The organism is Caulobacter sp. FV1ye6ST, assembly GCF_058681225.1.
The window spans coordinates 2,716,544-2,741,696 of record NZ_CM178733.1 but is presented as its reverse complement, the minus strand read 5'-3'; the positions used below and the strand labels follow the sequence as shown (position 1 = coordinate 2,741,696).

The window sequence follows — 25,153 nt, the reverse complement described above, 5'->3', positions numbered from 1 at the left end:
AGGTGGCCGCGTCAGGTCCGCGGCAGCGCGGTGGGCGATGCCTGAATGACTTGAGATACGAAAAGCGTAGGCTTCGCTGTATACTTCGCGAACGCTTCGAATGTGGGTCTCCATATCAACCAAGGGACGACCTTGCGTTCAAGCGCGCGCCTTCCGGGCCGTGAGACTTTCAATCCGCGCCGCATGACCAAATAGGTCAGGCCCTCCCGGGGCGGCGGCCGCTGGATTGAAAAGGAGCACGATCGTGCCGCAAATCCCCGAAGGCCTCACCATCGATATTCCGGTCCGCATGGACCACGTCAAATCGGTTCACAGTATCGGCGCCCTGCAGTTTGAAGGTGATCTTCCCGCTGCGATTTTCCACCTACAGCTCATCCTGGGCGACGTCGCCGACTGGAAGGCGCAAGCCGAGATCATCGCCGTCTTCCACACCAACGCCGGCCACGTGACGCTAAACGATGAGGCCTACAACAGGTCGCGCAACATCGACACGGGCAATCCTTACAAGGGCCTTGTCGCCGGGGTCATGGCCAGCGGGGCCAAGATCGAGCTCTGCGGCGCTACCGCCAAGGTCAACGGATGGGGCAACGCCGATCTGCTCCCCGATATCAAGATCAACCTCGATGCGATGGCGCGTACGATCCAGCTGGTGCAGCAAGGCTTCGTGAAGATCAGCGAGTAGCCTGCCCACGGTGGCGCTTGCCTCGGGTCGCCCTCCGGCGATCCGAGGCAAGCCAGCCAGCGTCGCGTTGACCTCGAAGGGCGACAACCGCGACCGCGGCGAGATAGGGGACCTCGATGGACAGCGCCAGAAGGGGCCGCGCCTAGGCCCATACCGTCGTCTAGCTGCACAGACCTCCGCCTGTTCGTCAGCATCGGGATACGCGCTGAAATCCACAGCCGCGATCGACCGGAGATCCCTGATGCTTGAATATGTAGACACACAGCATGGCCGGCTGGCCTATCGCGTCGATGGCGCCGGGGAGGGGCTCCCGCTGGTGCTGCTCCAACGCTTCCGCGGCACCCTGGATGACTGGGATCCCAAGCTGATCGCGCTGCTGTCGGCCGAGCGCAAAGTCATCCGCGTCGACAACGCCGGCATCGGCGGATCCGAAGGCGTGGTTCCCGACGATCTGGAGGGCATGGCCGACGTCGCCTTGGCCTTCCTGGACGCGCTCGGCTTGGAGCGGGTCGACCTGATGGGGTGGTCGCTTGGGGGCTTTGTGGCCCAGCATCTGGCCCTCAAGGCGCCCGAACGTATCCGGCGCCTGATTATCGCCGGGTCAGGGCCCGGTGGAGCCGCCGAAGGCCCCGAGCCGCACCCGAAGGTTCGCGAGACCATGGCTCATCGCCAGAACGACGAGGAAGACTTCCTCTTCCTGTTCTTCGCCGACAGCGACACCAGCCGCGCGGCCGGCCGCGCCCATCTGGCGCGTCTGGCGAGCGTGAGCGAGCGCGTGCCGGCCGTCACCGGTCCGGCGTTCCTGGGGCAACTGAGGGCGATCGGCGCTTCGCCCGGCGTACGCGATCGCCTGGCCCAGCTGACCCTCCCGGTCCTGGTCGCCAACGGCGCCCACGACGTCATGATCCCGGCCTACCGCTCCTACATCATTTCCCAGGAAGCGCCCGACGCCAGGCTGGTGCTCTATCCCGACGCCGGCCACGCATTCCTGTTCCAATATCCCGAGGCCTTCGCCGGCGAGGTCTCCCGCTTCCTAAGCTAGACGAAGCGACGAGCGCGGCGTGCGTCGCGCTCGTTCATCGCGACGCACGCGCATGCGGACTCCGAGGGGAGGGGGAGGCAGACGCGAGGGCGCTTGCTTGGCGCTAAAGGGCCGCGTCGTTGGCGGCCAGATAGCGATGCACGGCGGAGATCACCACAGAGCCTTCGCCGACGCCGGAGGCCACGCGCTTGACCGAGCCGGAGCGCACGTCGCCGATCGCGAACACCCCTGGCAAGGCGGTGGCGTAGGGTGAAAATAGGCCCGCATCGGGCTCGGCCTGGCCGGTCAGCACGAAACCTTGGGCGTCGAGCGGCGCGCAGCCCTCAAGCCAGTCGGTGTTGGGTTCGGCGCCGATCATCACGAACAGGCAGCCCACCGCGCGGCGATCGGATTGGCCCGTCAGGCGCTGTGTCCAGGTGACGTGCGAAAGATAGCCCTCGCCCTCGACGGCCGTGACTTCGGTGTAAGGGTGCAGGGTGATCGAGGGGCTGTTGGCGATGCGCTGCACCAGATAGTCGGACATTGTCGCGGCAAGGCTGGGGCCGCGGACCAGCACGTGAACGTGCCGGCAGGTCCGTGACAGGAACACCGCCGCCTGGCCGGCCGAATTGCCGCCGCCCACGACGATGACCTCCTGGTCCATGCAGAGCTGGGCTTCCATCGGCGTGGCGGCATAGTAGACGCCGCGCCCTTCCAGCGCCGCATAGCCTTCGAGCGCCAACCGGCGATATCGCGCGCCGGTGGCCACCACCACGCTCTTGGCGCGGATGGCCTCGCCGTCGGACCCTAGCCCGATGACGAACGGCCTCGACGAACAGTCCAGGCTCGTCGCGGGTCGCGAGATCGCCAGCCGCGCCCCAAACTTCTGGGCCTGCACAAAAGCTCGGCCGGCCAGGGCCTCGCCGCTGATCCCGGTTGGAAAGCCCAGATAGTTCTCGATCCGCGAACTGGTCCCGGCCTGGCCGCCCGGGGCCTCGGCCTCCACGATGACCGTCGTCAATCCCTCGGAGGCGGCATAGACGGCCGCGGCAAGGCCCGCGGGTCCGCCGCCGACGATGGCGACATCGAAGATCGCCTCCGCGCTCAAAATGCTGTCGAGACCCAGGGTGGACGCCAGCTGTGGCGTGGTGGGATTGCGCAAAACCCCGCCGCCTGGCGCCAGCACCAGGGGAAGGTCCTCCACCCCCAAGGTCAGGTCGTCCAGGAGCGCGGCGGCGGCCGGGTCGGTGTCAATGTCGAGTAGGCGGTAGGGGTGGTGGTTGCGGGTCAGGAACGCGCGGATCCTGTGCGTGTCGGCCGCATGGGGCGCGCCGATCAACGTCGTACCGCCATAACCGGTGGCCATGAGCTCGACGCGGCGCAGGATGACCGAGCGCATGATCATCTCGCCGATGTCGGCCTCGTTGGCCACCATCCGTTGGAAGTCGTGTCGCGGCAGGCGCAGGACGCGGGTCGCCGGACCGGCGCGGCCGGTGATCAGCACCGCGCGGTCGTTGAAGAGGTGCGCCTCGCCGGAAAACTGGCCCGGTTCGAAGACGCGGAAGACCGCAGACCCAGCCTGGTCCGGGTCCTCCAGGGCGATCGCGCCTTCGAGCACGACGAAGAAATCCACGCTCCGATCGCCGCGCGTGAACAGCGCCGCCCCTTCGCTTGGCGTTTCCTCGACGCCGTAAGGCCTCAGGCGCGCGATGACGTCCATCGGCAGGCGCGGGAAAATCTGCGCCTCACGCGGATGAGGCGCGCTTGGGCGCGGGGGCGGCGAGGCGGGCGCCATCGGGTCTTGGTCCTCGGGTCGCGTCACAGGCCGCCCTCGCGCTCAGGTCAGCGTGATGTCGGAGAGGTCGATGGACACGACCAACGGCTCGGGCATCGATTGGCCGTCCGGCCCGCGCGGGAAGATGCGCCGCTTGGTCGGGAATTTCAGGCCCTGGACCTCGACGTAGTCGCTGATGTAGTGGGCGCCGGGCGTGTCCCCGGCGATCTCGACGTCGTAGTCGTGGCGGCGCAGCAGACCATCCTCGCCGACATAGATCGTCTGCCGGGTGCTGTGGGTGGCGATGTCCGCCGGGAAGGTGATGGCCAGCCGGCGCCAGGTCTCGCCGTTCTCCGTCCACGGGGCGAGCTCCTGCGAGGTCACGCCCGGTGCCGCCAGCAGGAACGGCATGTTGAGATAGGTCCACATGGCGCAGCCGGCGAAATAGGCCAGCTGCAAGTCGGTCCACGGCGTTTCCAGGGTGTGGCCGGCGAAGGAGGCGCGCGGCTGGGCCAGCTCTTCGAGGATCTGGCCGTCGGGCGTGAGCAGGGCGACCTTGTGCGGCGTGAAATCGGATTTGCGTTCCGCGCTGCCGAAGGGATGGTGCGAGGCGTGTTCGCCGCGCAGACCCACGGTGACCACCGTGTCGTCCAGCACGCCGGCCTTGCCCTTCAGGCTCCACAGGGCGCCGCCCTGCGCCAGACGCGCACTCAGGCTGCTGAACGTCTTCCAGCGTTCCAGGCCGCCATGGGCGTCCAGAATGGTCTTGATCAAGGCTTCCATGGCCAGGCTCCTCAAAGAGATAAGATTTGTCCTGATAGGATTTCCTAGGGGGCCGCGACACTATACCGAGGTAGGGCTCCCTCCTCCGGCGGTTCAGGTCGGGTACTTGATCATCTTCTTGTTCACGAACTCCTGGATCCCGTAGTCGGAAAGCTCACGGCCGTAGCCGGAGTTCTTCACCCCACCGAACGGCAGATCCGGCGCAGAGACGCCCGTCTCGTTGATGCAGACCATGCCGCATTCCAGGCGCGCGGCCATTTTGCTGGCGCGGGCCATGTCGGACGAGATGATCGTGGCGCCAAGGCCAAAGTCGGAGTCGTTGGCCAGGGCGATGGCCGCCTCGTCGTTCGGGACACGGAAGATCTGGGCCACCGGCGCGAAGAACTCTTCGTGATAGGCAGGATTGTCCGGCTCGACATTGGTCAGAATCGTCGGTTGCAGGAAGAAGCCCGGTTGGCAGGCGCGCACGCCGCCCATCTGCAGGACCGCGCCGGCCTCGACGGCGCGATCGATCTGGGCGAGCACGCCGTCTAGCGCCGCCTGGCTGGACAGGGGCGCCAAGGTGGTCTCCGGGTCCATCGGATCTCCGAGCTTCAGCGCGGCCAGCCCTTGGGTGAAGGCGGCGTAGAAGGCGTCGGCGAGCGCCTCGGCGATGATGAAGCGCTTGGCGCCGTTGCAGGCCTGACCGGCGTTGAACATCCGCCCGCCGATGGCGAGCTTGACCGCCAGGTCCAGGTCGGCGTCATCGAGCACGATGAACGGGTCGCTGCCACCCAGCTCCATGGTGCTCTTCTTCAGGGCCTGACCCGCGCTGGCCGCCACGCTGGCGCCGGCCCGCTCGCTGCCCGTCAGGGCCACGCCGCGCACCCGCTTGTCGGCGATGATTGTCTTGGCCTGATCCTGGGAAATGAAGGCGTTGAGATAGGCCCCGTCCGGCACGCCGGCGTCGCGCAAGGCCGTTTCGAACACCAGCGCGCACTGGGGCACGTTGGAGGCGTGCTTCACGATCAGGGTATTGCCCGCCATCAGGTTGGGCGCGGCCACCCGCGTCAGCTGGTAGATCGGAAAATTCCAGGGCTCGATGCAAAAGATCAACCCGAGCGGCGAGGTCTCGATCACCGCGCGACCGCGGCTGGACTGGACCTCACGCGGCGCCAGCATCGCCGCGCCCGCATCGGCGTAGTAGCGGAACACCCCGGCGCAGAAATCCACCTCCCGCAGGCTCTCGCCCAGCAGCTTGCCGACCTCGATCGTCATGATCCGGGCGATCTCCTCGCGACGGGCGGCCAGAACGTCCGCAGCGCGGTGCAAGACCGCCGCCCGCGCTTCCAGCGATCTCAGGCTCCAATCCTGGCGAAAGGCCTGGTCGGCCCGGGCCAAGAGCGGCGCGATCGCCGTATCGGGCAGGGTGTCGAAATCGGCGACCTGCAGTTCGGTGAAGGGATTGATCGAGCGATAGGCCATGAGCCGGATCCTTTGGGCGGGCAAATGTCTGGCCTGCCTTGTCGTCCACCCTCGCGCGCGCCGAAAGCTGGCCCACGGTGCGGGGAGACGCCCACCTTGGTAGGGGTTGACGGCCGGCCCCTACACAGGCGGACCCGGATCGGGCGCCTATCCCGGCGTCTAGGTGGCGACCGCAAACGTCCGCGGGCATAGTGGTCGGCGGGCCGGGCGCGAGGACCCGCGGTTGTCCGTCGCTCGACGCGTGTCGGCGTGAGGTCGGGTCGTTTGAGGCGCGCCCTTGGCTGTGGTCTAAGGGCGAGGTTGCCGTCGCGAGCCGGCCACCAGGGAGCAAATCCGAGTTGCTAGATCTAGAGGCCTTTGCCGGCGCGCTTGAGGGCTTGAGCGAAGCTGTCGTGCTCTGCGACGATGAAGGTCGGATAAGGGCCTGTAACCAGGTGGCCCAGGCGCTGTACGGACGCCCCGAGCGGGCCTTGGAAGACAGATCCGCCGCAGACATTCTGGGCGTGCGGCCGTCAGGCGTCGAGGCGATGCTTGGCGCGGGCAAGGCCTGGACAGGCGCGGTGACGCGTTCGAACGGCGAGGGCGCGAGCGTGACCCTCGAGGCCAAGATCAGCCGCGTTGTTCTAGGCGATAAAGCCTGGATCATGGACGCCGCGCGGGATGTCACCGCCGAGCAAGCCGCCATCAAGGAAGCCTCCGACCGCAATATCAATCTCTTCCAGGCCATGGCGGTTGGCTTCTGGGATCTCGACTTCAGCGAAGTCACCCGGTCGATCCGACAGAAAATCGCCGAGGGCGAGAAGGATATGGCCGGCTATTTCGCGGCCAATCTCGACTATGTCCGCTGGCTTCAACGGCAGGTGAAGGTCGTCGAGGTCAACGCCCGCAGCGTCGAGCTCTTCGGCGCGGGCGATCCAAAAGCCGACCTCAGCGACATCTCCCGGTTCTGGCCGGACGACAGTTGCGTGCATTTCTGGAAGGGTCTTCTGGCGGCGATGAGCCGCAAGCCCTGCTATGTCGCCGAGACGCGGATGCGGCGGGCCGATGGCAGCGAGTTCGACGTCATCTTCACGACCGCCTTTCCCGCCGAGACGAGCCGCGGCGGACGAGCCCTGGTCGGATTTATCGACATCGACGCCCAGAACCGCGCCATCCGGGAGCTGACCGAGAGCGAAAACCGCTACCGGACGCTTTTCGAGTCCAGCGGCGTGGCGTTCTTCCGCTTCGAGACCAAGGAGATCAATCGGCTGTTCGCCGAGATCCGCGCTGAAGGCTACGACCCGGCGGTCTATGTCGCCGAGCATCCAGAGTTCGTCGACCGAGCCAAGAAGGTCATCCTCTGCGTCGACGCCAACCAGGCCGCCGTCCGGTTGATGGGCGCGACGACCAAGGCCGATCTTCTGGGACCCGTTGAGTGGGTTCGGACCCCCGATCACGTTCGGGCCCTACGCGGCGTCCTCGAAGCGGGCATCCGCAACGAACCGGCCTTCCAGACCGAACTCCTGGTCGGGCGGCTGGATGGTGGGCTGGTGCCGTGCCTGTGGTTCACGATCGCGCCACCGGAATTGCGCCTCCAGGGAACGAGCTTCGTCGGGATGATCGACATCTCCGAGCAGGCCAGCGCCCGCGAAGCTGTCCGCACCATGCAGGCCGAACTGGCCCACGCCGCGCGCGTGGCGATGTTGGGGGAGCTTACCGCCTCCCTGGCCCATGAAGTCGCCCAGCCCATCAGCGCGATCGTCACGCGCGGCGTGGCGGCGCGGCGCTGGCTCTCACGCGAGACCACCGATCTCGACACGGTCCGCGATCTCCTGGCGCGGATGATCGAAAGCGCCGAGCGCGCGGGCGGCATCGTCAAGAACGTCCGTGACATGGCCCGCAGAGCGCCTTTCCACACCGAGGTCCTCGATCTGGCCAAGGTGGCCCGCGAAACCATCGCGTTCCTCTCCCACGAACTGGAGATCAATGGCGTGGACGTGCGCCTGACGGCGGCCAAGACCTTACCGTCGGTGGAAGGCGACCGGGTTCAGCTGCAGCAGCTCATCTTCAATCTGGTGCTCAACGCCCAGCAGGCGATGATCGGCGCCAAGACCGCCGAGCCTCGCGTGACGATCCGTTTGAGGGCTCTGGACCAGGGTGTCAGCGCGATCATCGAGGACAATGGACCCGGCATCGACGAGGGCGATCTGGAACGGGTCTTCGAGAGTTTCCGCACCACCCGCAGCGATGGCCTGGGTATCGGGCTTTCGGTCTGTCGCTCGATTGTCGATCGCCATGGCGGCCAGTTGAGCGTGCGCAATCTGGATGCGGGCGGCGCCAGCTTCGCGATCTGGCTGCCGGCTCACGACCTGCAGTAGGGGCCTCAAAACGGCTTGGAGCGCTGCGCGACCCCTCTGCTGAGACCTGACGCGTGCTGGCCAAGCCCGCGCGACACTAGTTCGACGCCACCGGCGGCAGGCGAAATGCGAAGATCGCCCCTCCGCCTGGATTGTCCCGGGCGGTCAGGGTTCCGCCGAAGCCCTCGATGATATTGCGGCAGATCGCCAGGCCCATGCCCATGCTGCCGGGCTTGCTGGAGACGAGCGGCTCGAAGACGCGCTCGGCCATGCCCTCCGGGAGTCCCTGGCCGCGATCGCGGACTTCGACCACGGTCCAGCCATCCTCGCGGCGCTGCTCCAAGGTGACCGTGCGATCATTGGCGTTGCCGTTGCTGGCGGCATGCAAGGCGTTGAGCAGCAGGTTGATCACCACCTGCCGCAACTCGACGCGGTCGCCAGCCACCCAGACCTCGGCCTCCTCGAAAAGCCCATCGACCTGACAGTTGCTGGAGCGGAACTCGCGTTCGGTCAGACTCACACAGTCTTCGAGGACCTCACGCAGGTTCACGCTTTCGATCGCCCGCTCACGACGGACCAGTTGTTCGCGGGTTCGGCGCAACAGATCGCCCGCTCGCTGGGCGTTGGCGTTGATGCGCTGGAACGCCTGACCCGCGCCTTCGACATTCGACGGATCGCGCCGGAGAAAGCGTTCACCCGTGACCGCGTCGATCGAAATGGCACTGATCGGTTGCCCAAGATCGTGCGCCAGGGACATCGACAACGCGCCCATCGTCAGCGCGCGGTTGGCGCGGGCCAGTTCCTCATGCGCTTCCATCAGCCGCTCGCGGGTCTGCTCGCGGTCGGTGACATCGACCATCGCCAACATGATGCGCGTGCGGTCTTCATCGCTTTCGAGAAGACTGGCGCTGCATAAGGCCCGCACGACCGTCCCGTTCGACGTCAGCATCTCGATCATCTGTTCCCACCCGTCGACACGCTCTTCGATCAGGGCGACCAGGAAATCGGTGAAGGCCACGACCCCCATCAGGCTGGGCGGCCGATCCGACAACAGCCGCTCGCGGCTCTCCTGCAGCAATCGCGTCGCCGCGGGGTTGGCGTCGACCGCCACGATCATGTGCCGCAGGGCGTCGACTTCGTCGGGGTGGTCGCCAAGCCAGGCGGGGAGGCGCTCGCCATGTTGTTCCTGGCCTTGCTTCAGCGCCGCGAGCAATTGCGACACGTCCTGCTCGATCATGGCCACGTTCGACTGCTTGAAGATCGAGCGGTAACGGCGTTCGCTCACCGCCAGGTCGCGCGCCCGTTCCTCGACGCGTTGCTCGAGGGTCTGATTGAGCGCTCGCACGCTCAGCTGGGCCTGCATCTCGGCATGGATGTCGGTCGACACGCCGTACCAGCGCACGATGTCGCCATCGGCGGAGCGGATCGGACGCGCGGTGATCTGCAGCCAGCGATAGGCGCCGTCGGCATGCAGCAGGCGGCGATAGGAATCGAACCGTTGCCCCGTCGTCCTCGCGCGCTCCCAGTCGTCCAGAAGGCCCTGGCGATCTTCGGGATGGAACCAGTGCTGCCAGGCCCATCCGTCGTCGGCGATGCCGTCCTCCACAGAAGCGCCAGTGATCTCCGTCCAACGAAGGTTCATGAAGGTCACGCGGCCATCGGGCAGGCCCTGCCAGAGAACCTGGGGCGCTGAATCGGCCACGAGCTGGGTGTGGGCCTTGCTGCGCTCCAGCTCATGCTGGATCCTGCGCATATGCAGGCGCTGAGCCACCAGCGCGGCCACGAGCCCCAGCACCAGCAGCGCGACGAGGCCTTGCGCCAGCCCGCCGCGGGAAAGGCGCTCTGGCCCGATCCAGGCGATGAGACCCGCGCCGACGACCAAGATCGCGACCAGTCCGAAGAGCTTCGCCCTGAGCCGACGTCGAGAGGGGGCTGGCCGCGCCGTCTCGCCTGCCGAGTAGAGTTTGCTTGGCTGCTGATCCATCTCGTCGAGATAACCCAGGTTGATGGCGTCGGGAATACTGCCCTCAAGGCCGCCGCGAACGCACGGTTTCAGCATTGAGCTTATCGAAGGCTGGTTCGCCACCGCCGACGCGCGAGGGTGAGGCGTCTGGCCGGTACGCGCCCGATGTCAGGCAGGCAAAGGCCGGCGCGCCGAAAATCGCGCCAGCACAAGCGCTCGCCCCTTCGCGCGCCCGTGGACCTGGCAGCGCCTGAAGCCCGCCCACGTCCCCCGTGCGAAAGAAAAGCTAAGGTTCGATCCGGTCCACACCCACCCCGGTCCAGGCCAAGCATACCGCCGTATAGTTGTCGGTCGGCAGGCGATAACCCTAGATGGACTGGCGTCGTTGGTCCCGCCGCCGACGACCACCCAGCGGCGCCTGTGCAGCCTCCCCCCAACAAGCACGGGCGCCGCTCCCCAGGAGCCTTGGGCCATACTATCGTATGGCTTCGCCCTGGCGCGCTGGCCGCCTAAGGCGAGGGTCTGGCCGGCTGCCGCGCGTCGCGCCTTTGCAGCAAGGGACGATCGATTTGCCAACACCAAGCGCCACGCTCACGACGGCCGACTATCTGGCGAGACTTCCAGTCGCCCTGCAGGTCAAGGCCCAGGCCTACACCCAGGGCGGGCACTGGCTGTTGCTGTGGTCTTGGCTCGTCACCCTGGCGATCTGCTGGCTGACCATCCGCTCGGGCCTGCTCGAGCGCCTGGACCAGCGATTGGGCGCAGCGCGGCCTCGGCGCAATCTCGCCGTCTTCGTCATCGTGGCGCTGTTTTCCCTGGCGCGCTGGCTGCTGGGTCTGCCGTGGTCGAGCTATGCCGATTGGGGGCGGGAAGTCGCCTACGGCCTGTCGCGCCAGTCCTATGGCGATTGGGTGAGCCAGGGCGCGATTAATGCCGTGATTTCAGCGCTCTTCAGCGGCCTCTTCTTCGTGGGCGTCTATGCATTGGTGCGACGCGCCGGCCGCTGGTGGCCCCTTTGGGCGAGCGGCTTGGCCGGGCTTTTCAGCGCCGTGGCGTTGATGGTCGCGCCCGTGGTGCTGCTGCCCATCTTCAACCACTATCAGCCCGCGCCCGCCGGTCCGATCCGGCAAGCCGTCGCCGACCTGGCCCGTTCGACCGGTGCGCCGCAGGCGCGCATCGTGGTCTATGACGGCTCTCGACAGTCCAACCGCTTCACCGCCAGCGTTTCGGGGTTGGGCGGGACGGAGCAGATCGCCATGAGCGACGTAATGTTCCAGAAGGGCGCGAGCCTGGCGGAGGTGCGCGCCGTGGTCGGCCATGAGATCGGCCACTACAAGCATGGCCACCTGGCCATTCTGACCGGCGCGCTGACCTTGATATTTGCTCTGGGGTTCTGGGCGATCGATCGCCTCTATGCGCCAGCGGCGCGGTGGATGGGTGTTGCGAGCGCCAAGCTCGCCGATCCCGCGGGGTACCCGGTGGTCATCGCGCTGGCCGCCAGTCTCACCCTCATCGGCTCGCCCCTGGTCAACACCATCCAGCGCGCGATCGAGATGGACGCCGACAACTACAGCCTGGCCAGGGTCGGGGATCCCGACGCCCTGATCGGCGCGCTGCTCAAATCGGCCGACTATCGCGCCGCCTCGCCTTCGGCGCTGGAAGAGGCGCTGTTCTATGATCACCCGAGCATCGCCCACAGGATCGCCAACGCCTTGGACTGGAAGGTCCGACATGGCGGCTCCTGAGGGGAGCCGGGGCCGTTTGCACCGCGGCGGCGGCTTGCCCGGTCAACGGCTGTAGCTGAAGCGAAGCCCGAAGATCCTCGGCGGAGCCATGTTTCCCAGCGCGCGCGAGCCGTCGAGGTCGCCGGTGATCGAGACGTTGGTGAACACCTGAACGTTGGTGATGTTGTCGATGAAAGCGGCGATCTCGTAGGGGCGGTTGGCCGGGCTCCATGTCGCGCGGGCCTTCAGCCACCAAAAGCCAGCCTGGGTGGCGCGCGGATCCTTGAAGGCGGAGAAGTAGACCCGGCCCTGCCAGTTGACGTCGCCTCGCAACCGCAAGCGCCCGGCCTGACCGGCTGACCAGCTGGCTTCCGCGCCGGCATGCGCCTTGAAACGCGGCGCTTGGGGCAGGGGATTGCCTGACAGGTTCAGGACGCCCAGCGCCGGGGTCTTGGTGTTGACGGTGTCGTAGCGATCAAAGCGCGCGTCCAGCCAAGTCGCGGCCGCGTCCAAGGCCAGGAAGGGTCGCGGGCGGGCGACAAGGCTGGCCTCCGCCCCATCCACCTTGGCGGTCGCGGCGTTGCGGATCATGACGCTGTTGGCGATCACGTCCTGAACCTGGAGGTCGGCGTAGTCGTAGTGGAAGGCGGCCAGGTTCAGCCGCAGGCGTCCCTGGGCGGCCGAAAGCTTGCCGCCAAGCTCGTAGGCCCAGACCATCTCGGGGCTGTAGGGCGTGTTCTGGGCGCTGCCGATGTTGAAGCCGCCGGCCTTGAACCCCCTGGTCGCCGAGACATAGAGCAGCTGGTCGGCGGCAGGGCGGAATTCCAGGGCCACGCGCGGTGTGAAGCCCTCGAACGTGGCCGGCGCGAAGCGCGCGGCGTTGATCGACAGCAGGCCCTTGTAGTCCAGCAGGTTGGAGCCGCCACGACGCTCGTGATTGTAACGGCCGCCCAGGCTCGCGCGCCACTTCGGGGTCAGGGCGTAGGCGATGTCCCCAAAGGCCGACCAGGCGTCTGTTCGCGTCTGTCCATTGGCCCTGAGCACGCAGCAGTCCGCCGACGGCGAGAGCCCAAACTGGCTGGCGACGAACGGGAACTGGAACTCGTTGCGCACGGTGTTGCGCTCTTGGAAGTACGAGGCGCCGGCCAGGTAGGTCAGGCGGGTGTCGCCCGAGGACGCCAACTGGAGATCCTGTGAGACCTGCCGGGCGCGTTCGGCCTTGAACTGCGACTCGCCCAACACGGTGCTGTTGGACATGTCGGTGTAGTTTTCGGGCTCGGTCCGGCGCAGCCCGGTCAAGGAGGTCAGGGTCGCTCCGCCCAGATCGTAGGTCACCTTGCCCGCCAGGCCCCAGGTTTCGGGGCGATTGTAGGGGAGCACCGAAGCATTGAGCGTGTGCTCGCCCAACGGGCCGACAAGGCCCTGGCCGATCCAGGCCGAGAAGGCGGGGCTATTGTCGTAGCCGGCGCCGGCGACGTGGAAGACGACGCCTCGATCGTCGGCGCGGTAGTAGTCGGCCGAAAGACTTGCGGTCAGCCGATCACCTGGCGCCCAGTCCAGGCGCAGGCGCGCATTGACGTCCTTGCGATCCTCCGCGTCCGTCATCCGACGCGCGCCGCCTGGACCGATCATCACCAGCTTGGTGTAGCCGTCGCGATGATTGGCGCCGAGCGCGATCCGGAGAGCGAGGTCATCCGACAGCGGACCGCTGACCGCGGCGAAGGCCTCGACGGCGTCGTAGGCGCCCACGCCCAGCGCCGCGTCGCGTGTCCAGGTCCGTGTCGGCCCACGCGTCACCAGATTGATCGCTCCGCCGGTGGCGTTGCGCCCGTAGAGCACGCCCTGCGGGCCCTTGAGAACTTCGACGCGATCGAGATCGAAGAAGGCTGGGCCCACCGCGGAGGGGCGCGACAGGTAGACCCCGTCCAGCGAAACCGACACGCTGGTGTCAAACCCGCCGATGAAGGTGACCGCGCCCACGCCGCGCACGAAGATCTGCATCTCGCCTTGATAGGCCGACAGCTGCACGCTCGGATCCAGGCGGGCGAGATCCTCGAAGGTCCGCGTGTTGGTGGCCTCAAGATCGGCGCGACTGAACGCCGAGAGCGCCGCGTCCGTCTCCACCACGGTCGAGGGGCGCCTTTGAGCGGTGACGACCAAGGGGGAGAGGGCGCTGGCGATCGGATCCGCTGCTGGAAGCGCCTCGGCCCTCGCCAGAGGCGCGCCGCCCAGGACCGTGGCGACGCCCGCCGCGCTCATGAGACACGCGATACCCGAGCGGCGGTCCGCGCCGGCGAGCCGGCCATGGTCACGCAGTCTCATCTCGACAACCTCCCCCGAGTTGTGTGGCTAGGCCGCCAGAGCCTCGCGCAGGAACCAAGCCCGCTGCTCGGCTTCGTCGGTCCAGACATCCACCAGACCTGAGGTGGCGTTGTCTACGGCCACGTCGGCCAGGCCCTTCAGCTCCCGCAGGCTGGCGACCAAAGCGACATTGTCGGCGTACAGGGCTTCGAGCATGGCGCCCGCGCCCAGGGCCTCAAGGTCGTTGTCGGCCAGGCGCTGACGCCGTTGGATGTCGCCGATCGAGCGCAGGGTCGTCGCCCCGAGCTTGCGAACACGTTCGGCGATCTCATCGGTGCGGGCCAGGATTTGCGTGGCCTGGTCGTCCAGAAGCAGGTGGTAGTCGCGAAAGTGCGGACCCGACACATGCCAATGGAAATTCTTGGTCTTCAGATAGAGTGCGAAGGTGTCGGCGAGCAGCGCATTCAGGCCCGCCGAGACGGCGGCCAGCGCGTTGGAGCCCGCGTCGGGCGCGGACAGGGAGGCGGCGGACATGGTCTCTCCTTGCGGGATTTACCGTCCGACATGCCGTGTCGGCCCAACCACCGAAACTAGACCGGGGTATAGGTTGTCGCCTGGCCCCGGTTTAGGCGGGCGCTTGAACGGCGTGACGGCGGCCAGGCTCGCGCCCGACCGCCGACCGCGTCAGGCGCCCTTGGCGTAGGTGTAGCCGGCGCGCTGCAGTTCCGCGAGGAAGGCCACCACGCTGGGGACCAGCACCGCGCCAGGAACCAGCCCGTTGGTCAGGTCCGCGGCGATCAGATCGGCGTCCGCTGACAGGGCGCCAGGCTTGGCCGCAAGGCCCCGGGCGATGGCGTGCACCGAGTCATGGCAGGCCACGAAGACCACGCCGCGACGCTGCAGCGAGACGATGTTGTTGTTGGTCGGCCCGTAGAAGCCATCGACGTTCTGGCGATTGTCGGTCGGCGAGACGCCCGGCTTTTCCACGATCAGCTCGTTGCGCGCGAACTTGCCGCCGGTCGAGCCGGCCAGACCGTACTTGTCCCAGAGCGCCTGGTTGAAGAGGGACAGGTGCGCGGCGCCGTGGACCGCGGCCACGGCGATGAAATCGGGATGACCATGGGCGAAGACCTGGCCGTTCACCGACTCCCGCATGAGATTGAGCCAAGGCGCGGCGATGTCGGTGGCTTCCCAAACCTGCCGTGGGCCGTTGGCGTAGGACAGCAGCGCGGCGGCGGCCTCGTGGTCCCACAGCTCGGCCCGGTCGATCATGAACGGAACGCTGTTGAACCCGCGCCGCCGCGGCGCGGCGGCCAGCTGCCGGGCGAGGGCGGCCAATCGACCGCCTCCGGCCGAAATCGCTGACGCGCTCGCCATGTCGGCGGCCTTGGCGGGAGATAGATCGGCTGCCGCGGCGAGGATCGCCGCGCCGCCGAGGGCTTGAAACAGAGCTCGGCGGCTGGCCGGTTGCGATGAGGAGAACATGTGGCCCTCCCGATCAGTAGCTATAGACGTTGGCCGCGCGGCGGCTCACGCCTTCGAGGGCCTTGGTCATGGCCTGAGCCGTGGCCGGGTCCTTGAGGCCATAGCGCGCCGTCAGCGTCTCGAGATTGGGGCGACCCACCCAGGTGCGGCCCATGTCGTCCTGCCAGACCAGGAGGCGCAGCGGCAGGTCCAGCCCGATGGCCTGATCCTGCTGCATCAGCTTGGTGCCGACCTTGGGGTTGCCGAAGACGATGACCGTGGTCGGGCGCAGGGACTGGCCGGCCTCGGTCGCGTTCTGGGCGTGATCGAAGGTGGCGAAGATCGGCGTCTTCATCGCCGTCAGGTCCGCCTTGATCCGAGCCACGGTTTCGGCCGGACCAAACTTGCTCTCCTCGGCGACGATGTCCTTGGGATCGACCGCCGGACCAAGGTCGGCCCGATAGGCCGCGGCGATTTCGCGGGCCAGGACCGTCAGGTCGACGCCTTCCTTGTTGGTCAGCAGCGTGACGCAGACCAGTTCGGAAGACTCGGTGAAGCGCGAGAGATAGGCGCTGAAGCCGGGCGCATCGCCCTTGATCTCCATGAAGCCCGGGTGGTGGGTGAACTCCCAGCCGGCCATGGCCGCCACCACCGTGCCGTTGTCGAGCTTGGTGGGCTTGTAGACGACGTCACGGTCGGCGGCGTCCTTGATCAACGTCGAGCCGGCCAGGCCGATGTCCCACTTGCTGATGTCCTCGGCCGAGGACCACAGGTCGCCAAAGCCCAGGAGGTTGCTCGCCGCCGTGGTCGGCGTGGCCACCAGCTGACCGCCGAGGTCCTGGTAGCCGGTCGCCGGCTCCACCGGGTTGATGAAGTCAACCTGCGACTTGAAGCGCGAGTGCTGGTTATCGTCGGTCGGCAGGGGGGCGGGCCGATCGATGGCGGCCTTCTGCGCCATGTCTTCGGCGAACATGGTGCTGGTCAGGCCTTCGCGCTCGATCTGATTTTTCCAGACGTAGTCGTGATAGGACATGCCGCTCGCGCGCTCGATGGCCAGGGCCAGGAGCGTGAAGTCCGTCGCGCTGAGACGCACCTGGGTCCCGCTCTTGAACGCCAGCGGCTCGGGGCGAACCAGATCCAGCAGCTGGCCGGGCGCATAGCGCTTGGTGTTGTCTAGCTTGGGGCGATAGTCGGCGATGCCGGAGCTGTGTTGCATCAGCTGCAGCAGGGTCACCTTGGCCCAGGCCGCTGGCAGACCCTCGACATACCTGCCGATCGGGTCCGACAGGGTGAGCTTGCCCTCTTCCTTCAGCTGCATCACCGCGACAGCCGTGAAGGCCTGGGTGATCGGCCCGATGTTCCACATCGTCTTGGTCGAGGCCAGTTCGTCGAGCGTGAGGCTGGTCTTGCCGTAGCCGGCCGAGCGCGGAATGTAGGGCGCCTGCACGATCGCCATCGTCAGACCCGGCAGCTGGTTCTTGGCGATGAAGTCGGCGACCATCTGGTCGATATAGACGCCGTGGCTCTGCAGGGCCGCGTCGCCGCGCTTGATCGGCAAGCCTTGAGGGGCGGTCTGCGCCAGGGCCGAGGTGCTCATCAGGGCGACGGCGCCAAGCGCCACTAGAAGTCTGCGGGACATGGTCGTTTCCATTGGATGGAGGGAGCCGGCGGAGGCTGAGCGGCCGCCGACGAGGCGGCGACCCGGAAATCCCAGGCCGCGATGTCGAGGCTCGAACGCTAGAAGCCTTGCCGCTCAGACGTCGATCATCCGGGGGAAGGGGGGAGCTATACGGCGGTATGTCCGCCGCCGGTGGCGCCGACGTCGCGGACCCTCCATGCGCCATCCTAGACGTCGGTATGATGGTTCAGGACCTCAGCCAGCCTCACCATGCAGCGTCACATCGCTTCACGCTCCCTCGGGTCATCCATGTCGCCACCGAAGATCCCCGCAGCCTATTTCGGCGCCGTGCTTGGTTTGGCCGGGCTGGGCAATGCCTGGCGCGTGGCCCATCAGGCCTGGGGCGCGCCGGCGATCGTCGGAGAAGCGTTTGAGCTGACCGCCTGCGTGGTCTGGGCGGTCCTGCTGGTGCTCTACGCGCTCAAATGGATCATCGCCCCCGCCGTGGGACGGGAGGAGGCGCGCCACCCTGTCCAGTGCTGCTTCATCGGACTTATCGGCGTGGCGACCATGCTGGTCAGCCTGGCGATCCTGCCCTATGGGCCGGCCGCCGCACGGGCCCTGTTCCTCCTTGGCGCGGTCTTCACCGGGCTGTTCGCGGTATGGCGCACGGGCGGCCTCTGGCAGGGCGAACGCGACGAGACGGCGAGCACGCCGGTTCTCTATCTGCCGTCGGTCGCCGGCTGCTTCGTGATGGCCACGACGGCGGTGGCGATGGGCTATGCGCAGTGGGGCAAGTTGGCGTTTGGCGCGGGGTTCTTTGCTTGGCTGGCGATCGAGTCCGTGCTGCTGCGCCGCTTCTACAACGGCCCGCCACTACCACCGGCGCTGCGGCCCACGCTCGGCATCCAGCTGGCGCCGCCCGTCGTGGGCGCGGTCGCCTATCTGAGCGTCAAAGGCGGCCAGGCTGACCTCATCGCCTATGCCATGGTGGGCTATGGACTGCTGCAGGCGCTGATCCTGGCGCGGCTGTCGGGATGGATCCTGCAGCAGCCGTTCACGCCGAGCTACTGGGCCTTCACCTTCGGCGCCACGGCCCTGGCCACCGCGTCCCTGCGGCTGGCGCAGAAGAGCGGCGACGACGTCCTGGCGGCGGTTGTTTTCGTGGCGGCCAACCTGCTGGTCGGGGCCATCATCTTGCGCACGGTCTACGGCGCGGCGCGTCGCCTGCTGCCCAGGGAGGCCCCGATCCCGCCCATGGGGTGAGGGCCGCTAGGCCTGAGCCTCCAAGTGATCATGCCGCGCGCCGATTAGGCGGGCCGACAACCGCATCACGCCCTTCAAGCCGACCGATGAACCGACGAGGAACCTGGCCGATGGCCGACGTCTATCTCGAGCCTTCCAGCCTCCGCTCCGGATTGCTGTGCCGATGTCCGCGCTGCGGCCAAGGGCGATTGTTCTGCGGCTTCCTGGCGCTGGCCAAGACTTGTGATCGCTGCGGGCTGGACTACGGCTTCGCCGAGCCAGCCGACGGCCCGGCGTTCTTCGTGATGACTGGAGTCGGCATCCTGGTGACCGCGCTCTGGGCCTGGTGGGTTGTGGTCGCCCAGCCGCCGGTCTGGGCGCAGTTCGCCACGGTGTTTCCCGCCCTGATCGGCGGGTGCCTGGCGACGCTGCGTCCGGTCAAGGCTTGGCTCGTGGCCGAACAGTATCTTCACAAGGCGAGCGCGGCCGGCGCGGCCGATGTCGTTTCGGCCCCTGAAGCCGACGACACCGACCGCCCGTCGATCTAGGCCCTATCGATTGACGTCGACCAAGGTGCGACCACGGCCCTCACCCTTCAGCAACCGGCCCGCGGCGGCTTGTACGTCATCCAGGCCGATCTCGTTGATCGTCGAGCCGAGCTTGCCAAGATCAAGATCCGTGGCCAGGCGCGCCCAGGCCTGCTGTCGCAGGGCCTGCGGCGCCATGACAGAGTCGATGCCGGCCAGGGTGACGCCCCGCAGGATGAAGGGCAGGACCGTCGTGGGCAGGTCGCGGCCGCCCACGAAGCCGCAATTGGTGACGACGCCGCGATAGGCCGTCTGGGCCAGGACATTGGCGAGCGTCTGGCCGCCGACGCTATCGATGGCCGCGGCCCATCGTTCAGCCGCCATTGGCGGACCTTCGCCCGACAGCGTGTGGCGGTCGATCACCTCGGTCGCGCCGAGATGGCGAAGGTAGTCGGTCTCCTGGGCTTTTCCGCTCGAGGCGATGACGCGGTAGCCAAGCTTGGCCAAAAGCGCGATCGCGATCGACCCGACCCCGCCCGAAGCGCCCGTCACCAGGACATCGCCGCGGGCGGGGCGGGCGCCGGCGTGCTCGATCGCCAGGATCGAGAGCATCGAGGTCAAGCCGGCGGTGCCGATGGCCATGGCGTCGCGGGTGCTGATGCCGTCAGGCAGCCTGACCAGCCAGTCGGCCTTGACCCGGGCCCGCTGGGCGAACCCGCCATGGTGGGTCTGGCTCAGCGCCCAGCCGGTCAGGACGACCTTGTCGCCAGGCGAAAAGCGCGGATCGGCCGAGGTCTCCACCACGCCGGCCAGGTCGATGCCCGGGATCAACGGTGAGGTCTGGATGATCTGCGGCGTGAAGAGCGCGATGGCGTCCTTGTAGTTCACGTTCGACCATTCGACGGCGACGGTCACGTCGCCGGGCATCAGATCGCTGTCGGACAGGGTTTCGACGGCGGCGGTGATCGCCCCGTCCGCGGATTTCCTGGCGAGAATGGCGCGGAATGACACTTTGGCGTTCCTTTTGTTGGCCGAGGTCATTGGCTATACGAAAGCGCATTCATCACCGTAAGAACGCACAATTATCACCGGTACTATCAATTATGAAAGTAACCGCCCATGCGCCCCAAGCGTCTTGATCCTAAGAGCGGCTGCGCCGTTGAACTGACGCTCTCGGTCATTGGCGGCGTCTGGAAGCCGTTGATCCTGTTCCATCTCCTGGTCGGCAAACGACGGTTCATGGAGCTGGCGCGACTTATCCCAGACGTCACCCAACGCATGCTGACCTTGCAGCTGCGCGAGCTCGAGGCCGACGGACTGGTGACCCGCCAAGTCTATCCCGAGGTGCCGCCACGGGTGGAATATGACGTCACGCCTCTGGGGCGCACGCTCGGCCCGCTGATGCTGGCTTTGCGCGATTGGGGCGAGCGTTATCGGACCGAGCAACAAAAGCTGCCGGGCATGGAAAGCCGGTGCGCCGTAGACCAAGACGGCGCGCCTTTCCAAGAGCGACCCGCCGCGGCCGAATAGACTTAGTCTAGCGGATCAGGGGGAGGGGCGGCCGCTTCCCCCTGCATGAAATGGGCGGCGACCTTGCGTCTCCAGTCGCCGTTCCTTCCAACCTGGAATGTCGCGATCAAGCCTTGCCATGGCGACAGGCCCAGATTGGCGCCTGGGGCGGCCATCCTTCCGGACGGCGCAGCGCCCAAGGCACATGGCCCGCTGCGGCCCATTCCTGGAGATCAACGTGCAACGCAACAACACCCTGGCCTTCGCCCTGATGGCGACGGCGATCGCGTTCCCCGTCCTGGGCGCGTCCATCGCGCACGCCGACGAAATGACCCCCTACGCCAAGATCAACGCGGCCGCGGCGGCCTCGCCGGTGACGACCCAACCGCTCCGCGGCGGCGTCGTCCTGCTGCAAGGCTCGGGTGGCAACATGGCCGCCATCGCCGGGCCGAACGGCATCCTGATGGTCGACGACGGGATCGCTGTCTCGAAGGCGAAGATGGAGGCCCAGCTGAAGAAGATCGGCAAGGGGCCGATCCGCTACGTCGTCAATACCCACTGGCACTGGGACCACACCGACGGCAATGTCTGGGTCCATCGCGACGGCGCCACCATCATCGGCCAGGAAAACACCGCCAAGCACCTGGGCCAGACCATCCGCGTGGTCGAGTGGGGTCACACCTTCACGCCGCTGCCAGCCGAAGGGCGCGTGGCCATGATGGTCAAGGACGAGAAGACCCTGCCGTTCGCCGGCGACACGCTGCGCCTGCGCTACTATGGCCCGTCCCACACCGACGGCGACCTGTCGGCCTACTTCACCAAGGCCGACGTTCTGCTGACGGGCGACACCTGGTGGAACGGCCTCTATCCGTTCATCGACTACGTCGCCGGCGGCAGCATCGACGGGATGATCCGCGCCGCCAATGCCAACATCGCCATGGCCGGCCCCAAGACCATAGTGATCCCCGGTCACGGGCCGGTCGGCGGCCGCGCCGAGCTCATCCAATACCGCGATATGCTGGTCACCATCCGCAGTAACGTCGCGGCGCTGAAGAAGCAGGGCAAGAGCATCGACCAGATCATCGCGGCCAAGCCCACCGCCGCCTTCGACGCCAAGTGGGGGCAGATGATAATCAGCCCGGAACTCTTCACGCGTCTGGTCTATCGCGGCGTCTAGGTCTCAAGTCGAAACGGTCGCCAGGCAGTTGCCTGGCGACCGACCGAAGGCGCGCGGGTGTCTCGCGCGCCCTCGAGCCCTCGTTGGCGTCGATCAGTGTCGAGCCAGATCCTATTGTTCGGCGTGGTGTACAGCCTTCCGCCTGGAGCACAGTCATGATCCCTGCGACGTCCCAACCGGTCCTCATCGAGACCGAAGATCGCTTCGAGACGGTCGTGGCGCGGCTCGAGCAGGCGTTCTTGAACCTGGGCGTAACGCCGGTCGCGCGTTTCGACCATGCCGCCGCGGCCGCTCGGGCAGGTCTCGACCTTGAGCCCACCCTCGTCTTCGTGTTCGGCGATCCTCGCGTCGGAACCCTGCTGATGCAGCGCCAGTCCACCATCGCCCTGGACCTGCCGCTCAAGATCATGGTGTTCGAGCGCCAGGCGAAGACGTCTGTCGCCTACCATGACCCCCGCGAGCTTGCCCGCTGGCACGGGCTTGCGGACGCTGGCGAGCCCGCCGAGCGCATGGCCCGGGCGCTCCAGGGCTTGGCGCTTGCCGCTGGCGGCCCCGCGGCGCGGATCCAGGCTTCCCGCTAGATGCGCGCGCGACTATCCTGAGCCATGCAAGACATCCTCGTCCTTAAAGGCGCATCGGGCGGCAGCTACCGGTTTCGCCGGATCGCCGATCCGACCCAACTGCCAGCCACGTCAGGCAATTTCGTGCATGTTCGCTGGTCGGGAGAAGTCGCCCAGGTCGTCTATTGCGGGTCGGTCAACACCTTGACCTCGGCCGCAGACCGCTGGTCCGAGACCGTGGGCGCCTATGGTGCGGTCGGGCTCTATATCCGCCTCAACGTCGCGCGAAGAGGCCGTGACGAGGAGCACGCCGACCTGGTCGAAAGACATCGCCCCTCGATGGGGGAAGTGGTCGAGGCTTAAGGCGCCGCAGGCTTCAGGTCTGAGGGCTACCCGTGGTTTCGCGGGCTTCGGCCTCCTGGGACGCCATCGGAAGATCGAACGCGAAGCTGGCGCCGCCGCCGGGCTGATTGGCCACTGTCAGTTGGCCGCCCATGGCCTCGATAGACGTTCGGCAGATTTGAAGGCCCATGCCAATGCCCGTCGACTTGGTCGTGAAGAAGGGTTCGAACAATCGGCCAATATGTTCTTCGGGGATGCCTGGCCCGGTGTCGGTCACCCGAACGCGCAGGGCGCCTTCGTCCTCCGCCGGAGCGATCTCGAGTTTGATCCGCCGAGGACCCGGCTGGTCGCGCATCGCGTCGATCGCGTTGCTGACCAGGTTGACGAAGACCTGTTGCAATCCGACGGGATCGCCATCGATGATGGGCGAGGTGTCCGGACAGAGGATCTCCAGCTCGACATCGGCCCGTTTGAGATCGTGATTCAAAAGGTCGCGCGTGTCCGACGCAAAGCGACAAAGATCGATCGCTTGCACCGAGCGCCGGCCGGCGACGATGTTGTCCCGGGTCCGCTGAACGATGCCCGAGACCCGTTTGGCGGTCTTGTCGACACGCTGGAGGATGCGGGTGAGCGTCTCCATGTCGGGCGTGTCGCGCGAGAGCAGGCGCAGGCCGGTGTTGGCGTCGATCAGGATGGACGCGATCGGCTGGTTCAGTTCGTGAGCGATCGAGGCGGACATCGCGCCCACCGTAGCCACGCGGTTGGCGCGCGCCAGTTCCGCCTGGGCGGCTCGGCGGATCTCCTCGATGCGTTCCTGTTCCGATAAGTCCAGGTGGCTGGAAAGGTGCAGGCCGTCCGGGAGCCTGGTCACCGTGAAGTAGATCGGTATGCGACGGCCGCCCTTGCCCGAGAGGACGGTTCGCCCATCGATGTGCTTGACGCCGTTATAGGACATCTCGAGTTGTCGCAGGAGCACCTCCGAACCATCTTCGGCGTTCTGCGCCGGAGGGTTGGCGACAAGATCGGCGACATCCTCATAACCCATCATCCTTGCGAGGGCTTCGTTGACGCGGGTGGTCTGGATCGCCGCCAAAGCGCGGGCCAGCACGTCGGGATGCTCGTTCATGTAGGCGCGAAGGTCGGTGACACCGTCGGCCTTGATCGACTCCAGGATGCGATCGGCCCCACTGAAGTCCATCTCGGCGAACGTCATGTTGCTCACGTCGAAGAGCCCAGAATAGCGCAGCTCGGTGCGCACAAGCTCCGAGGTTCGTTCGGCGACGCGTTGCTCGAGGGTCTCGTTAAGTTCCTGGACCTTCTGGTGGGCGATCACCTCCTCGTGGATGTCGGTGATGCCGCCATAGAACCGAATGTCGTCGGACCCGTCGGCGACGCTGACGGGGCGTCCCACCAGCGACATCCATCGATAGTCACCGCCCGAGTGCCGCAGGCGGCAGTTTGCCCGCAGCTCCGTGCGCGCCGCGAAGGCCTCGTCCAACAGGCGCAGGAACTCTTCTCGATCTTCCGGGTGGAAGTGTTCGATATAGGCTTGGTTTTCGATGGCCTCTCGGCCGTCGCGACCGGTAATTTCGGTGTATCGGCGATTGAAGAAGTCGATCTTGGCGTCCGTGCCTGTGCGCCAGAGGATTTGGGGGACCGAGTCCGTGAAGGCCTCCAGCTCGGCTTTGCTGGTCTCCAGCTCGACTCGGACGCGCTGCAACTCTTTCTTGGCCGTGATCTCGTTGTGCACATCCGAGAGGCCGCCATAGCGCTCAACTTCGCCGGTGAGCGGGGAAAGCGCCGGGCGGTCGTAGATTTGCATCCAGCGATAGGCGCCGTCGGCCTGGCGAATACGGACCTTCAGGTCAGTGATGGTCTGGGTCGAAACCGCCCTCGACACGGTCTCGTTGAGAATGGGGATGTCGTCCGGGTGAATCACCTTGTTGTAGCCCGCGTCGGGCAGGACGCTCCAACGGTCCAGACCCGTAACGGCGGTCCAGCTCTCATTCAGATAGACGATCTCGCCCTGCGGATTGGAGTGCCACAACACGTAAGGCACCGAGTTGGCGAAGAGTTCGACCTCGTGCCGGCTACGCTCGATATCCTGCTTGGCCGTCTCCAAACGCTTGCGACTGATCAGCAGCGCCGCCGTCACACTGATCACGACGCACGCGAACAGGCATCTCAGAACGCTCGACAGGGACGGCTGGTGAAAATGCGCGCTTGTCCAGGCCAGAACGGTAAGCGCCACGCAGGCGACCGCGGCGCGCGCAACGGCTTTGCCGTCGCCGACGGCGGACACGAGCACGAGCACCGTCAGATAGAGGATGGCGATCGAGAAGTCGTACTTCGCGATGCTGTCGATGCAGAAGACAACCGCCGCCAACAGCCCGGCCAAGGTCAGAAATAAGACTGCCTTCGTTCGCTCGGACATCCGGCGTGGCCCCTCGTACAATCGCGCTCGTCGGCTACAGCGATCCGATGACAAATCGCCTTGCTGCGGACCGGCGGTGCGGCAAGCTCCCCGGGTTTTCGCAGGCTGTCCAGCGTCAACCCAGTAACGGTAACATGCGCCATTGGCTCGCGGGGCGCGCCTTGCGGCCTACCCATACTCTGGTAGGGGGCGCCTCGCTGCGATGGTTCGCCATTGGCCGGTGACCGCC

General features: G+C 66.7%; 20 protein-coding genes. 10 read left to right on the top strand and 10 right to left on the bottom strand.

The features are described from left to right. Positions 1–244: 244 nt before the first annotated feature. Positions 245–682, top strand: a complete 438-nt coding sequence (locus tag ACW175_RS13285) for a DsrE family protein (protein ID WP_492100542.1) — start codon at positions 245–247, stop codon at positions 680–682. A 241-nt stretch (positions 683–923) separates the two neighbouring features. Next, positions 924–1,724: an alpha/beta fold hydrolase gene (locus tag ACW175_RS13280; protein WP_492100541.1), complete on the top strand. Its 801-nt coding sequence runs from the start codon at positions 924–926 to the stop codon at positions 1,722–1,724. Between the two features lie 103 nt (positions 1,725–1,827). Here the strand turns inward: ACW175_RS13280 and ACW175_RS13275 are convergent, their stop codons facing one another. From ACW175_RS13275 to ACW175_RS13265, 3 genes are all read right to left on the bottom strand, one after another. Further along, positions 1,828–3,423, bottom strand: a complete 1,596-nt coding sequence (locus ACW175_RS13275) for an FAD-dependent oxidoreductase (RefSeq protein ID WP_492100540.1) — start codon at positions 3,421–3,423, stop codon at positions 1,828–1,830. Positions 3,424–3,540: 117 nt separating this feature from the next. Next, complete coding sequence (locus ACW175_RS13270) at positions 3,541–4,260, bottom strand: hypothetical protein (protein WP_492100539.1); 720 nt, start codon at positions 4,258–4,260, stop codon at positions 3,541–3,543. 93 nt (positions 4,261–4,353) lie between these two features. Further along, positions 4,354–5,724: an NAD-dependent succinate-semialdehyde dehydrogenase gene (locus ACW175_RS13265; RefSeq protein WP_492100538.1), complete on the bottom strand. Its 1,371-nt coding sequence runs from the start codon at positions 5,722–5,724 to the stop codon at positions 4,354–4,356. Between the two features lie 191 nt (positions 5,725–5,915). Here ACW175_RS13265 and ACW175_RS13260 point away from each other — a divergent pair, with 191 nt between their 5' ends. Next, positions 5,916–8,081, top strand: coding sequence for an ATP-binding protein (locus tag ACW175_RS13260; protein WP_492100537.1), 2,166 nt, complete (start codon positions 5,916–5,918; stop codon positions 8,079–8,081). A 76-nt stretch (positions 8,082–8,157) separates the two neighbouring features. Here ACW175_RS13260 and ACW175_RS13255 read toward each other — a convergent pair whose 3' ends face one another. After that, positions 8,158–10,146, bottom strand: coding sequence for a PAS domain-containing sensor histidine kinase (locus ACW175_RS13255; protein ID WP_492100536.1), 1,989 nt, complete (start codon positions 10,144–10,146; stop codon positions 8,158–8,160). 446 nt (positions 10,147–10,592) lie between these two features. On the opposite strand from ACW175_RS13255, the gene ACW175_RS13250 reads away from it, so the two are divergent. Next, the gene (locus tag ACW175_RS13250; RefSeq protein WP_492100535.1) at positions 10,593–11,768 is read left to right on the top strand and encodes a M48 family metalloprotease; all 1,176 of its coding nucleotides are present in this window, start codon (positions 10,593–10,595) and stop codon (positions 11,766–11,768) included. A gap of 42 nt (positions 11,769–11,810) precedes the next feature. On the opposite strand, the gene ACW175_RS13245 is transcribed toward ACW175_RS13250, so the two are convergent. From ACW175_RS13245 to ACW175_RS13230, 4 genes are all read right to left on the bottom strand, one after another. Next, entirely contained in the window at positions 11,811–14,069 is a 2,259-nt protein-coding gene (locus tag ACW175_RS13245) for a TonB-dependent receptor (protein WP_492100534.1), read from the bottom strand. A gap of 27 nt (positions 14,070–14,096) precedes the next feature. Next, positions 14,097–14,582 (bottom strand): Dps family protein, encoded by a 486-nt coding sequence (locus tag ACW175_RS13240; RefSeq protein ID WP_492100533.1) that lies wholly within the window; start codon positions 14,580–14,582, stop codon positions 14,097–14,099. Between the two features lie 150 nt (positions 14,583–14,732). After that, positions 14,733–15,533: a thiosulfate dehydrogenase gene (gene tetH, locus ACW175_RS13235; protein ID WP_492100532.1), complete on the bottom strand. Its 801-nt coding sequence runs from the start codon at positions 15,531–15,533 to the stop codon at positions 14,733–14,735. Between the two features lie 13 nt (positions 15,534–15,546). Next, a complete protein-coding gene (locus tag ACW175_RS13230; RefSeq protein WP_492100531.1) occupies positions 15,547–17,151 on the bottom strand; it encodes a serine hydrolase in 1,605 nt (534 codons plus the stop codon). Between the two features lie 288 nt (positions 17,152–17,439). Here ACW175_RS13230 and tehA point away from each other — a divergent pair, with 288 nt between their 5' ends. Together tehA and ACW175_RS13220 are read left to right on the top strand one after the other, a co-directional pair. After that, positions 17,440–18,396: a dicarboxylate transporter/tellurite-resistance protein TehA gene (tehA, locus tag ACW175_RS13225; RefSeq protein WP_492100530.1), complete on the top strand. Its 957-nt coding sequence runs from the start codon at positions 17,440–17,442 to the stop codon at positions 18,394–18,396. 110 nt (positions 18,397–18,506) lie between these two features. Then, a complete protein-coding gene (locus ACW175_RS13220; protein ID WP_492100529.1) occupies positions 18,507–18,923 on the top strand; it encodes a DUF983 domain-containing protein in 417 nt (138 codons plus the stop codon). Positions 18,924–18,926: 3 nt separating this feature from the next. Here the strand turns inward: ACW175_RS13220 and ACW175_RS13215 are convergent, their stop codons facing one another. Then, on the bottom strand, positions 18,927–19,913 hold the full coding sequence (locus ACW175_RS13215) for an MDR family oxidoreductase (RefSeq protein WP_492100528.1): 987 nt from the start codon (positions 19,911–19,913) through the stop codon (positions 18,927–18,929). Between the two features lie 108 nt (positions 19,914–20,021). Between ACW175_RS13215 and ACW175_RS13210 the strand changes: the two genes are divergently transcribed. The 4 genes from ACW175_RS13210 (at position 20,022) to ACW175_RS13195 (ending at position 22,511) form a co-directional block, all read left to right on the top strand. Beyond that, on the top strand, positions 20,022–20,432 hold the full coding sequence (locus tag ACW175_RS13210; protein ID WP_492100527.1) for a winged helix-turn-helix transcriptional regulator: 411 nt from the start codon (positions 20,022–20,024) through the stop codon (positions 20,430–20,432). 217 nt (positions 20,433–20,649) lie between these two features. Beyond that, a complete protein-coding gene (locus ACW175_RS13205; RefSeq protein ID WP_492100526.1) occupies positions 20,650–21,588 on the top strand; it encodes an MBL fold metallo-hydrolase in 939 nt (312 codons plus the stop codon). A 155-nt stretch (positions 21,589–21,743) separates the two neighbouring features. Then, on the top strand, positions 21,744–22,169 hold the full coding sequence (locus ACW175_RS13200) for a DUF302 domain-containing protein (RefSeq protein WP_492100525.1): 426 nt from the start codon (positions 21,744–21,746) through the stop codon (positions 22,167–22,169). A 24-nt stretch (positions 22,170–22,193) separates the two neighbouring features. Then, on the top strand, positions 22,194–22,511 hold the full coding sequence (locus ACW175_RS13195) for a hypothetical protein (protein ID WP_492100524.1): 318 nt from the start codon (positions 22,194–22,196) through the stop codon (positions 22,509–22,511). A 13-nt stretch (positions 22,512–22,524) separates the two neighbouring features. Here ACW175_RS13195 and ACW175_RS13190 read toward each other — a convergent pair whose 3' ends face one another. Next, positions 22,525–24,888, bottom strand: coding sequence for a PAS domain-containing sensor histidine kinase (locus ACW175_RS13190; protein WP_492100523.1), 2,364 nt, complete (start codon positions 24,886–24,888; stop codon positions 22,525–22,527). Between the last annotated feature and the right edge of the window lie 265 nt (positions 24,889–25,153).